Source organism: Desulfosoma profundi, assembly GCF_055387865.1.
The window spans coordinates 934,299-946,582 of the sequence record NZ_AP042420.1; the positions used below are offsets into that span (position 1 = coordinate 934,299).

The following is a 12,284-nucleotide window of genomic DNA, read 5'->3' on the forward strand; positions in this document are numbered from 1 at the left end:
AGGAGATTGTCCATGATAGCTGATGCGATTGTTCTCCAAACCCCGCTCCGTGAAGAGGACGTGATGCGTCTCAGGATCGGGGATCGCGTCTTATTGAACGGTCTGCTCTACACGGCTCGGGACGCGGCCCACAGGCGCCTCGTCGAACTCCTGAACCACGGGGAGCCCCTGCCTTTCGACTTGTCGGGACAGGTCATCTACTACGTCGGCCCGTCCCCGGCACCTCCTGGAAGACCTGTGGGGGCCGCGGGGCCAACCACCAGTTACCGCATGGATGCCTATGCGCCCCTTCTCATCCGCCATGGACTTCGGGGAATGATCGGCAAAGGAGCCCGCAACGACGCCGTCAAAGAAGCGATGCGGCAGTATAAAGCCGTTTATTTCGCCGCCATTGGGGGCGCGGGGGCTTTGATGGCCCGAAGCATTCTCTCGGCGGAGGTTATCGCCTATCCCGAACTCGGCCCGGAGGCGGTGAGACGCCTCCACGTCAAAGATTTTCCAGTGATCGTGGCAAACGACGTTCTTGGCGGCGACCTCTATGAAGAAGGTGTCCGCCGTTACGCACGCACGGCGTGATTTTTACCGACCTTTGGCCCTGGCGCCTGTTCCTTAGGAGGGTAGCATGACGGTTCGGGCTCCGGGCGCAATTCTCACCTGACGAGGAGGTTTCCTATGAAGAAAGTCGTTTTTCAACCCAAGGTCCGCTATAAGATGCATCCAGGCTATTTGGCCTGGATCCTCCATCGCGCCACGGGGATCCTTCTTGGTGCCTACCTATTTCTCCACATTTGGGTGATCCACCACCTGGCACAGGGGGAGCAGGCCTTCAACGAGGTCATGGCTGTTGTCCAATCCCCGCTTTTCCACCTTTTGGAAATCGGTCTCCTCGCCACCGTCGTTTATCATGGATTGAACGGCCTGCGGGTCGTTTTCATTGATTACGGCAACTTGGCCAAGCGGGAAATCATGCGAAAGGCGGTCTATGCGGTTCTCGGCGTCTCTGCCGTGTTGGTGGCCGCAGGGGCAATCCCGATGCTTCGGCTGGCACTCGGCCTCTAAGAGGAGGAACACACCATGTTGGGGAAATACTTCGGCTCCGGTCGGTCTGGCGCTTTTGATTGGTTTTTTCAGCGGGTTTCCGGAGTGGCCCTGCTGATCACCCTTTTCCTGCATTTTTGGGTGCTCCACTATGCCACTGAAGGGCCGGTCACTTACCAAAAAGTGATGGCCCGAATGGTCTCCCCAGCCTGGAAAACCCTAGACATCGCGTTTTTGATTTTCGCCGTCTATCACGCCATGAATGGGTTCAAGATGATTATTGACGACTACGTGCACTCGCCGGGCCTTCGGGCCGTCCTTGTGGGAGCTCTGTGGGTTGTGGCCATCGGTTTTTTCGGGCTGGGCATCCTGACCATTGTCACCCTCAAAGTGCACGCCTAGCGGCAAAGGAGCGAGCGGAACCATGGGAGATATTCCTGTCACAGTCCATAAACATGATGCTCTGATCGTGGGGGCTGGGGGCGCAGGACTTCGAGCGGCCCTGGAAGCTTCTAAGTCCGTGAATACTGCCGTGATCAGCCAAGTCTTTCCCACCCGATCCCACACGGTGGCGGCGCAAGGGGGTGTCGCGGCGTCCCTGAGTAACGTGGAACCGGACGATTGGGTCTGGCACATGTTTGATACCATTAAGGGCAGCGATTACCTTGGCGATCAGGACGCCATCGAGCTCATGTGCCGCATGGCACCGGAAGTGGTCATCGAATTGGAACATATGGGCATGCCCTTCAGCCGTCTTCAGGACGGAAAAATCTTTCAACGTCGTTTCGGCGGACACACCAAGAACTTCGGCAAGGAAGCCATTTGCCGCACCTGTGCGGCGGCGGATCGCACCGGGCATGCAATGCTTCACACGCTTTACGAACAGTGCGTAAAAAACCAGGTCATTTTCTACAACGAGTTCTTCGCCTTGGAACTCCTCATGAACGAGGGGCATGTGGTGGGTATCCTCGCCTGGGACATTGCCAACGGCGGCTTTCACATCTTTCACGCTAAGGCCACGCTGTTCGCCACAGGAGGCTACATCCGCGTCTACAAGACCAACTCCAACGCTCACATCAACACGGGAGATGGGCTTTCACTGACGTTGCGAGCCGGTCTGCCCGTAGAAGACCTGGAATTCGTCCAATTCCATCCTACCGGTATCTACGGGGTCGGAAACCTCATCACTGAAGGGGTGCGTGGCGAAGGCGGCTATCTGCTCAACAAGGACGGCGAACGCTTCATGAAGCGCTACGCGCCTACTGTCTGGGATTTGGCCTCCCGGGATGTGGTGTCCAGAGCCATGGCCGAAGAGATGCGCCAAGGTCGAGGCTGCGGTCCCAAAGGGGATTACATCCTGCTCAAGCTGGATCATATCGGCGCGGAACTCATCCACGAACGTCTCCCGGGCATTTGGGATCTGGCTTACGTGTTCGCCCATGTGGATTGCACCAAAGAGCCCATACCCGTGACCCCGACGGCCCACTATTCCATGGGGGGAATCCCCACAAACCGATTTGCGGAAGTGGTCATCGGGAACATGGAGAAACCCGAAGAACCGGTCAAGGGCTTCTACGCTGCGGGCGAAGCGGCCTGTGCCTCGGTGCACGGCGCCAATCGCTTGGGATCCAACTCTTTGCTGGACATCATGGTTTTCGGCAAAGTGGGCGGTCAACGCATGGCTGAATTTGCCGAATCCCTTCCTGAACATGTGCCTCTGCCGGAAAATCCCGGCCGTAAAGGCATAGAAGAAGTGAAAAACCTCCTGAACGGGAACGGACCGGAACGTATGGGGTCCATCTGGGATGAACTCAAGGAGTCCATGGAATTCAACTGCGGCGTTTTCCGCACCGAAGAAACCCTGACAACCCAGCGACAAATACTGAAAAAGCTCTGTGAGCGGTTCAAGAAGGTCGGCATTGCCGATAAGGGTCTGATCTATAACCTGGATCTCATCGAAACGTTAGAACTTGGCCATATGCTGGATTTTTCCAAAGCCATCGTGGAAGGGGCGTTAGCCCGCCAGGAAAGCCGCGGCGCCCATTACCGCGACGACTATCCCCACCGGGACGACGTCCAATGGCACAAGCACACCCTGGCCACAATGGACGAGGAGGGGACCATATCTCTCGACTACAAGCCGGTTCGCATGAAACCGCTGACGGTGCCGACTTTCGAACCCAAGGAGCGCGTTTATTAGCAGCGTGGATGAAAAGGGTCGGATTCCAGGATCAGAGCCCCGCGACGGACCGGCCCGTGGGCGCGCAGGCGCCCTAATGAGCTTCCCAACGTCTCGAATGGGAATCGCCAAACGAACTGATGAGGAAGTCTTCCCGGACATGCTGCTTGCCCGGAGACTCTAGGCATAGTGAGAAGGATTCTCTCCGACACGAGGTGCTTGAGATGGTCAAGACGGTCACTTTCTCCATCTTTCGATACGATCCGGAAAAGGACACCCGGCCCTATTATAAAGACTACCGAGTGGAACTGCGCCGTCCCGGAATGATGGTGTTGGATGGGCTCAACCAAATCCGCTGGGAACAGGATGGCACTTTGGCCTATCGCCGTTCGTGCCGTGAAGGTGTCTGCGGTTCCGACGGACTCAATATCAACGGTGTGAATATGCTCGCCTGCATCACCCACATCGAAAGCTTAAAGGAACCGATCGTGGTGCAGCCTTTGCCGTCCATGCCGGTCATTAAGGACTTGGTGGTGGATTTTACGGACTTTTACGCCAAATACTACTTGGTCAAGCCGTATCTCATCACAAAAACGCCTCCCCCGTCGGATCGGGAACGGCTCCAGAGCCCTGAAGATCGAAAGAAACTCGACGGTCTGTACGAGTGCATCCTTTGTGCCTGCTGCAGCACATCGTGCCCTAGTTTTTGGGCGGACCCCAACTACTTAGGTCCTGCGGCCTTGCTCAAAGCATGGCGGTTCATTGCGGATTCCCGAGATGAAGGGGCTGATGAACGCTTGGAAATCATTAACGACCGCGATGGGGCGTGGCGGTGCCATACAATTTTGAACTGCGTGGAAGCTTGTCCCAAGCAACTGAACCCCACGGAAGCCATTGCCGAATTGAAGAAGGCCATAATCCATCGCAAGTTCTAAGGTTCCCTCTTGTATTTCAGAATCAGGCTTGCCCTCGGCGCGCTGAGGGCAAGCCTGCCGATGACGCCGAGACGTCTTTTTCGCACACGGTCATCCCGTTTCCCGCTGCCTTTTGGAGAAACCCACGGTCGTGCCGTGCCGTTGATGTTTATGGGCCGCTCAGTTAGATATTCTATTAGGGTTCATTTAACGGCCTGGACCAAAGGCTGCGCCGGTCGGCCGCAGGCCATGGGCACAACGGCGAAGCAACGCCACTCAAGGAGGGCTCCTTATGCACACTGCCGAAGACGGAAGCCAGGAACTGAAGGATCTCCATCTCGGGCGCAAGCTCAAGGAATTGCGTGACAAGTACCGCCTGACCATTCAGGATCTGGCCGCCCGCACAGGCCTCGATCCGGAAACGCTCACCAATATTGAAAGCGGCGCCCTCGTCCCCCCGGTAGCCACGTTGCTCAAGTTGGCCAAAACCTTCCAAGTCGGACTCGCATATTTCTTTGAAGACCAACCCGCAGGTGTCAAGATCTCCCTCACCCGAAAAGCGGATCGCAAACGGCTGGAAAAGCGCCCGCATCACATGGCCGGAGAAGTCACCTATGTTTACGAAACGCTTGAAAACCGAAAACCCGATAAACACATGGAACCCTTCCTTGTGGAGTTTCCCACCATGGCTACGGAAGACATGGTCTTTGTGAGCCATGAGGGTGAAGAGTTCGTGTATCTCATGGAGGGGTGTTTAGAGTTCCGAACGCCTGACCGTGTGGAGATCCTGGAACCCGGGGACAGCATTTACTTTGACTCTGAGGTGAGTCACAGTTTCCGAGGCGTGGGGGGGACCACAGCCAAAGCCGTGGTCGTGGTCTGGAACCGCCCGTAAGATTCTCAAGGATGACAATCATGATCGAGGTGCGATTTCACGGACGTGGCGGTCAGGGCACGGTGGTGGCCTCCATCCTGATGGCCAAGGCCTTTTTTCAGGCGGGATATTTCGTGCAAAGTTTTCCGCTCTTCGGAGTGGAAAGGCGCGGGGCGCCCGTAGAAGCCTACCTTCGATTGGACAAGACGAAAATCCTGATCCGGACCAATGTCTATACACCTGATCACGTCGTGGTTTTGGACCCGTCCTTGCTGACGGCCGTGGACGTGACTCGGGGCCTGAAACCTGGAGGTTGGATTCTGGTCAATGCCCCGCAAGAGAGCGTCATTCCAGGGGAATTCTCGTCCTATCGTCTGGCCACGGTGGATGCGACGCGTATCGCCCTGAAGCATGCCCTAGGCACCCGCACCCATCCCATCGTGAACACAGCCATGATGGGAGCTTTCGCCCGGGTGTTGGGGGAACCCCCTCTGGAGGCGGTGGTCCATGCCATTCGAGAAGAAATCCCCATAAAGCCCGAGGCCAATATCGCCGCAGCTCGGGAAGCCTACGACAATGTCATTTTTATCCAAGCGCCGCCGGACAAGGGGGTTCAGCTCGCGGCCACGGCAATCCCCTCACCGGTCGCCTCCTGACAACATCGAAGTGAGAGGTTCCTATGGAGAATCGTCCCGTGGTTTCCGTGTCGCTCCCCTTCATCCCACGGTCCAGCACGACGACTGAGAGCAATAAGACCGGATCGTGGCGATTTCTCCAGCCACGCTATGATGAAAAAACGGCGCCGTGCAGTGCGGCCTGCCCTGCCGGTGAAGACATTGCTCGGGTGGAAATGCTTGTATCCCAAGGCCTTTTCAAGGAAGCCTGGGAAACAATCCTGCAGGAAAATCCTTTTCCCGGCGTGTGCGGCCGGGTGTGTTTTCATCCCTGTGAAACTGTGTGTAACCGGGGACCTTTTGACGAAGCCCTTGCGGTTCATATTGTGGAACGCTTCGTCGCGGACACGGCCATGCGCTACGGGCTGCGCCCGGAATCACCACAGCTTCCGCCCAAAAAGGAGCGCGTGGCCATCGTCGGTGCCGGCCCGAGCGGCCTTGCCGCGTCCTATTTTCTTGCCAGGATGGGGTATTCCTGCGACGTCTTTGAATCGCGTACCGAACCGGGGGGACTGCTCCGCTGGGGGATCCCGCCCTACCGACTTCCTGAGTCGGTCCTCCGATGGGAAGTGGAGCACGTGCGTTCTCTGGGCGTGCACATCCAATGCGGCCAAAGAATCTCAGAGGATCTCTTGAAACAGCTCCGCCAGCGCTACGCTGCGGTTTTTCTCGGGTGCGGTCATTACCGGGACAGCATGCTGGGCATCCCAGGGGAAGACCTGCCGGGAGTGGAACATGGCCTGCCGTTTTTGGAACGGGTGCGATCCGGCCAATTCCCGTCTTTGTCCGGAAATGTCGTCATCGTGGGAGGCGGTAACACGGCCATCGATGTCGCGCGTTGCGCTCTGCGACTCGGCGCTCGGCCGATCGTCCTTTACCGTCGACGCCGCCAGGATATGCCGGCCTTCGGCCACGAGGTGCAGATGGCTGTGGAGGAAGGCGTGGAAATCATGGAGCTCTGGAGCCCGGTAGAAATCACCGAACACCCTGGCGGGCTTCTGCTCACGGCGCAAAAAATGGAAGTGGTTTCAGAAAAAGGAGGTCGTGCCCAGGTCCAAGCGGTCCCCGACCGCACCATCGAAATTGTCGCGAAGAAAATCTTTAAAGCTTTGGGCAACACCGCGGAAGAGCCATGGCTGAATCCCCCTTCGGAGGCCAGTCCGGAAACCCTCCGTTTGGCCAACACAGTGCTGATGCGTGACCCCGACGGATCTCTTCTGGTCTATGGCGGAGATCTGGCGGCTCAAAGCAAATCCGTGGCCCACGCCATCGGTTCGGGAAAAGAAGCTGCCATTGCTTTGGATGTCTTTTTCCGTAACGGCTGGGACACCGTATCCGCCCACATTGACCGTTGCCGGGTCGGGCCGGGGCCTGCCTTGTCCATGGAAATCCATCTCGGAGGCGACCGCTGCCGTCGAAACTCCCACGTGGTGGCTTTCCAAGAAATCAACACGGACCATTTCCTTTACAGCCCCCGCATTGTGCAACCACGGTTGCTCAAAGAGGAACGGTTGCAGGGTTTTGCAGAAATTGACCTCAAGATCTCGGCCGCCTTGGCCATTCGGGAAGCGGAACGATGCTTCAACTGCGGCATCTGCAATCAGTGCGACAACTGTCGATTGTATTGTCCGGATCTTGCTGTCTGCAAAGATGCCTCAGCTCAAGGACGCCACATCAACTTGGATTACTGCAAAGGGTGCGGTGTGTGCGTGGTGGAATGTCCTCGAAACGCCATGTCGCTGGTGGAAAACACTACGGGAGATCGTCCATGAAAAAAGTGGTGGAAGGCAGCCACGCCGTTTCAGAAGCCGTCCGGCTGTGTCGCGTTCAGGTGATTTCGGCATACCCCATCACTCCCCAAACCCACATTGTGGAAATGCTTTCAGAGTTTTGCTCGGACGGGTCACTGCCTGCCAAGTTCCTGCGTGTGGAAAGTGAACACTCGGCCATGGCGGCCCTCATCGGGGCGGCCTCCGCCGGGGTGCGCACATTTACCGCCACTTCGTCCCAAGGGTTGGCCCTCATGCATGAACTCCTGCACTGGGCTTCGGGAGCCCGACTGCCCATTGTTATGGCCGAAGTCAACCGGGCTCTGGCGCCGGGTTGGAACATCTGGACCGATCAGACCGACAGCCTGGCCCAAAGGGATACAGGTTGGATCCAGATCTACTGCGAAGACGCCCAGGAAGCCTTGGACTCCACCATTCAAGCCTACAGGTTGGCCGAAACGGTATTCTTGCCCGTCATGGTGATTTTGGACGCCTTCTTTCTCTCTCACACTTACGAGCCCGTAGATATCCCCGATCAAGCTCTTGTGGATCGCTTTCTGCCTCCTTTCAAGCCGGCGTTTCAATTGGACACGAACCAACCGGCCGCTTTTAACCAGCTGTCTCCCCCCAACGTGTATATGGAAATGCGTCGCGATCTGCAGGATGCCATGGAGGCGAGCAAGGACGTTCTGGAAAGGATCCATGAAGAGTTCTATTCCAGTTTCGGCAGACGCTATGGCTCTCTGGAGGCCGTGCACTGTGATGATGCGGAGATTATTATGGTGACATCGGGGACCATCACGAGCACGTGTCGACTGGTGGTGGAACACCTTCGACAAAGCGGCGAAAAGGTGGGGTTGCTTAAAATGAGGCTCTTCCGTCCCTTCCCCTACGAACAGTTGAAACAGTGGACCTTGCGTGCACAAAAATTGGCCGTCATCGATAGAAATTTTTCCTACGGGGCTTCCGGTATTTTCGCCCAGGAAATCCGAGCCGCCCTATGCAATGAACCCCGAAGGCCTCTGGTATTCGGATACGTCGCGGGGCTCGGCGGTCGGGACGTCACCCCCGAGCTCCTGGAAGACATATATTGGAAAACGAAAACCGCTCCCTTCCCGGAAGCGGAAAGCCTCTGGGTCGGGCTGCAGTAACCTTCTCCTCCGGCGTGACCGAGAGGCAGAGCTCTAAGGAGCAACACCATGGAACGGAGTGGACAGGACCGTGAATATATGTGTTCAGGGCATGTGGGATGCCCAGGCTGCGGGGCAGCCATCGCCATGCGGTTTCTCCTGAAAGCCTTAGGGGAAAAAACCGTGATGATCATTCCCGCCTGTTGTTGGTCCATTATTGCCGGGCCATACCCCCAATCGACGCTCAAGGTGCCGGTGCTCCACACGGCTTTTGAGACAGGAGGCGCCGTGGCCAGCGGCGTTCGTGCCGCTTTGGATATCAAGGGGGATAAAGAAACCACGGTGGTCACCTGGGCCGGAGACGGCGGCACCTTCGATATCGGCTTTCAGGCACTCAGCGGCGCGGTCGAACGCAACGAAGACTTCATCTATGTGTGTTACGACAACGAAGCCTACATGAACACCGGAGTCCAACGCAGCTCCTCCACACCCTACGGCGCCTGGACGACCACGACCCCAGGCCAGGAATGGAAAAAACTCCGTAAAAAGAACATCGTCGAAGCCCTTGTGGCTCATCGCATCCCCTACGCGGCCACCGCCAGCATCGCGTTTCCTGAAGACTTGATGCGCAAAGTTCAAAAAGCCAAGGCTATGAAAGGTTCGCGTTTCCTTCACATCTATGCCTCGTGCCCCACAGGATGGCGCATGCCGTCCGAATTGGCGGTAAAAATTGCCAGGATGGCTGTGCAGACGAACATCTTTCCACTGTATGAAGTCGAAGAAGGGGTGCGCTACACCATCAACTATATGCCGAAAGGTTACCTCGTGCGGGAATACTTCAAGCTTCAGGGCCGGTTCAAACACCTCAGCGAAGCGGATCTCGAAGAAATCCAGCGCATGGTGGACGAAGACTGGGAACTGCTCTTGAGAAAAGCCGGTGTGAGTCCGGGGGCCGCGGGCCCAATGACAAAACTCCGCCCTCTGACCCTGTAATGCGCCGTCAACGTTTCATCCGGACACTCCTCTGCGCGGGAAACTCGGCTGTTTCCACGGGATGCATCGCACCCTAGGGGTATTTGCCGAGGATCCCGCGTCTTGCCTTGATAATCCAATGGTACCCTGAACGCCTTATCTCGACGTGCAGAGCTTCGCAAGATTGGTTCATGCACGCCTTTCAGCCCTTTTATTTATTGCCAAAAGAGTCTTTTTGAGTAGAAAGGGCTTTTTTGCACGGGGGCTAAAGTTTTTTCAAAGGATCACCGATTCACCCTACTGGAGGACCGGAAGGCATTGTTCAGTGGACATGGGTATAGGGATACAATGAGAGATCATTTCACCGGTCGTTTTTTCAGTGGCCGAAGCGGCCGGCACAACACAGAAACGACCCTTCTTGGGGCCGGTTTAGCGGTTTTCTGGGCTTATCTTTTCTATTGCGCCACGATCTATCTCGAGTTGCGTGATCAGGTTCTGGTCGGCTGGGGGCTCCTTGCGGTCTTAGGGGCCGCCGTGCAATGGAGCGCCAAAGGGATGCCGGCGCGGGCTTTCATTGCACTTCTGGGCGCTTTTCTTTCCCTTCGATACTGGATGTTTCGAACCTTTGAAACGCTCAGCTATACCGGCCCGTGGGATTGCATCGGGATGCTTTTGCTTTACGGCGCTGAAAGCTACGGCATCGGCATCCATCTGTTGGGCCTCTTCGTCAATATCTGGCCCCTTGAAAGAAACGAGGCGCCCCCCCTTCCTGAGGATCCTCGGCAATATCCCACGGTTGACGTTTTGATCCCGACCTTTAATGAACCCGAGGAGATTGTTCGGACAACAGCCGTCGCCTGCACTTTGATGGATTACCCCAAAGAAAAAATGAAGATTTACATCTTGGACGACGGCGGAACGATTGCCCGCCGGAATGATCCCGACCCCGACAAGGCGCAAGCTGCGAGAATACGCCATGAACGACTGAAGCAGATGGCCGCCGAAATCGGCGTCCACTACATGACCCGTGAAGAGAATGGGGCCGCCAAGGCAGGGAACATCAACGCAGCCCTGCGATGTCTGTGCAGCGACGGCTCGTTTCGAGAAGAAAAGGCAAGTTTCACCTGCGTCAATCACGGCATTCAGCAAACCTGCAGCGACCTGGTCCTGATCCTGGACTGCGATCACGTGCCCACGCGGGATTTCCTGAAAAGGACCGTCCCCTACTTCCTTCAAGACGAGAAACTGTTTTTGGTCCAGACCCCGCATTCCTTTATCAATCCCAGCCCTGTAGAAAAGAACTTGGGTGTGCACGGGGTTTTGCCCGGAGAGAACGAAATGTTTTATCGACGCGTTCACCTGGGGCTGGATTTTTGGAACGCGTCTTTCTTTTGCGGCTCGGCGGCGCTCATGCGCCGATCGTGCCTTATGGAAATCGGAGGGATCCAAGGAGAAACCATCACCGAGGATGCCGAAACCGCTTTGGAGCTCCATCGCCGAGGGTACAGGAGCGTCTATCTGAGCCGACCCATGGTCTGTGGACTTTCGCCGGAAACGTTCGAGGCCTTTATCTCGCAGCGAACCCGATGGGCACAGGGCATGATTCAAATTCTTCTTCTCAAGAACGTGCTGCGGGCAAAAGGTCTCAGCCTCAGTCAGCGATTGTGCTATTTAAACTCATGCTTATTCTGGCTTTTCGGTTTGGCGAGGGTCACATTTTTCATCGCCCCTTTATGTTATTTATTTTTCGGTCTTCGGGTGTACAACGCCTCGGTCGTTCAAGTCATTGCCTACGCCTTGCCGCACCTGCTGGGATCGACATTCATCGCCCACTATTTGTATGGGACCGTCCGACACACTTTGTTCTCCGAATTTTTTGAGACCGTTCAAAGTTTCCATTTGCTCCCAGCCGTCCTTTCCACTTTCAAGAATCCAAGGGCGCCGCAGTTTAAGGTCACACCCAAAGGAAGCAGTCTCTCCCATGACTTCCTCAGCCCACTCGCCTATCCCTTTTACGCCATGTTGGTTCTTGCCCTATGCGGCATAGCCGCTGCCGTGTACCGATGGACTACGTACCCGCTGGAGCGAGACGTGATTGCTATCTGCCTCTTCTGGAATCTTTACAATCTCGTCATCGTTTTATTATGCCTAGGGGCTGCATGGGAAATGCGCCAGTGGCGCAGACACCACCGCGTGGTAACCCGTGAGCCGGCAATTTTGTCTCTTACGGACGGCCGGACGGTACCGGCACAAATCGTCGATTTGTCTCTCAGCGGCGTGGGTCTTTGTGTTGAGACTCTGTACACGGACAATCTGCATCAAGGGGATATCCTGATCTTGAACTCTACAGACAGCACCGGGAAAGAGTACACGCTGTCCATGAAGGTTGTTCGAATCCAGCCATCTCCCGGCAAGGCAGGCCGTGAAGTTGTCTTGGGAGGCGAATGGACCGATCAGACTGCCCAGAGCTTTGCCGAACGGGTTGGCTTCATTTACGGCGATAGCGAGCGCTGGGTCAGGTTTTGGGAATCTCGATCACCGAGTTACCTGGGGCTTTGGAAAGGCTACACCTTTTTGCTTAAAACCGGAATCTCCAAATCCCTTAAAAACTTTATGGGACTTCTTAGGATGATCATGAATTTCGCACGGAGGGCGACGACCGACCTATGGGCGCAACGTTTCAAAGGACACGAAAAGGCTTTGTGACCGGGGCAACCTGGATCTTTGTCCAGGT

At 56.2% G+C, this 12,284-nt stretch carries 11 protein-coding genes; all 11 read left to right on the top strand.

Translation table 11 applies throughout. From position 1 onward, the window contains the following. The first annotated feature begins 12 nt into the window (after window positions 1-12). The 11 genes from ACZ5K9_RS04180 to ACZ5K9_RS04230 all read left to right on the top strand — a co-directional run bounded on the left by ACZ5K9_RS04180 (window position 13) and on the right by ACZ5K9_RS04230 (window position 12,256). Window positions 13-576: a Fe-S-containing hydro-lyase gene (locus tag ACZ5K9_RS04180; protein ID WP_464273161.1), complete on the top strand. Its 564-nt coding sequence runs from the start codon at window positions 13-15 to the stop codon at window positions 574-576. 96 nt (window positions 577-672) lie between these two features. Continuing rightward, window positions 673-1,059, top strand: coding sequence for a succinate dehydrogenase, cytochrome b556 subunit (gene sdhC / locus ACZ5K9_RS04185; protein WP_464273162.1), 387 nt, complete (start codon window positions 673-675; stop codon window positions 1,057-1,059). Window positions 1,060-1,074: 15 nt separating this feature from the next. Continuing rightward, window positions 1,075-1,440 (top strand): succinate dehydrogenase, hydrophobic membrane anchor protein, encoded by a 366-nt coding sequence (gene sdhD, locus ACZ5K9_RS04190; protein ID WP_464273163.1) that lies wholly within the window; start codon window positions 1,075-1,077, stop codon window positions 1,438-1,440. Between the two features lie 31 nt (window positions 1,441-1,471). After that, window positions 1,472-3,238, top strand: a complete 1,767-nt coding sequence (gene sdhA, locus ACZ5K9_RS04195) for a succinate dehydrogenase flavoprotein subunit (protein WP_464273929.1) — start codon at window positions 1,472-1,474, stop codon at window positions 3,236-3,238. Window positions 3,239-3,441: 203 nt separating this feature from the next. Beyond that, window positions 3,442-4,152 carry a succinate dehydrogenase iron-sulfur subunit gene (locus ACZ5K9_RS04200; protein WP_464273164.1) on the top strand — a complete coding sequence of 237 codons (711 nt, stop codon included), beginning with the start codon at window positions 3,442-3,444 and terminating at the stop codon, window positions 4,150-4,152. Window positions 4,153-4,423: 271 nt separating this feature from the next. Then, window positions 4,424-5,026 (top strand): helix-turn-helix domain-containing protein, encoded by a 603-nt coding sequence (locus ACZ5K9_RS04205; RefSeq protein ID WP_464273165.1) that lies wholly within the window; start codon window positions 4,424-4,426, stop codon window positions 5,024-5,026. 20 nt (window positions 5,027-5,046) lie between these two features. Further along, window positions 5,047-5,661: a 2-oxoacid:acceptor oxidoreductase family protein gene (locus ACZ5K9_RS04210; protein WP_464273166.1), complete on the top strand. Its 615-nt coding sequence runs from the start codon at window positions 5,047-5,049 to the stop codon at window positions 5,659-5,661. Between the two features lie 23 nt (window positions 5,662-5,684). Further along, on the top strand, window positions 5,685-7,451 hold the full coding sequence (locus ACZ5K9_RS04215) for an FAD-dependent oxidoreductase (protein WP_464273167.1): 1,767 nt from the start codon (window positions 5,685-5,687) through the stop codon (window positions 7,449-7,451). After that, window positions 7,448-8,599, top strand: coding sequence for a pyruvate ferredoxin oxidoreductase (gene porA / locus ACZ5K9_RS04220; protein ID WP_464273168.1), 1,152 nt, complete (start codon window positions 7,448-7,450; stop codon window positions 8,597-8,599). The genes ACZ5K9_RS04215 and porA overlap by 4 nt, the downstream gene beginning before the upstream one ends. 48 nt (window positions 8,600-8,647) lie before the next feature. Further along, entirely contained in the window at window positions 8,648-9,571 is a 924-nt protein-coding gene (locus tag ACZ5K9_RS04225; RefSeq protein ID WP_464273169.1) for a 3-methyl-2-oxobutanoate dehydrogenase subunit beta, read from the top strand. 327 nt (window positions 9,572-9,898) lie between these two features. Beyond that, window positions 9,899-12,256: a glycosyltransferase family 2 protein gene (locus ACZ5K9_RS04230; protein ID WP_464273170.1), complete on the top strand. Its 2,358-nt coding sequence runs from the start codon at window positions 9,899-9,901 to the stop codon at window positions 12,254-12,256. The last annotated feature ends 28 nt before the right edge of the window (window positions 12,257-12,284 follow it).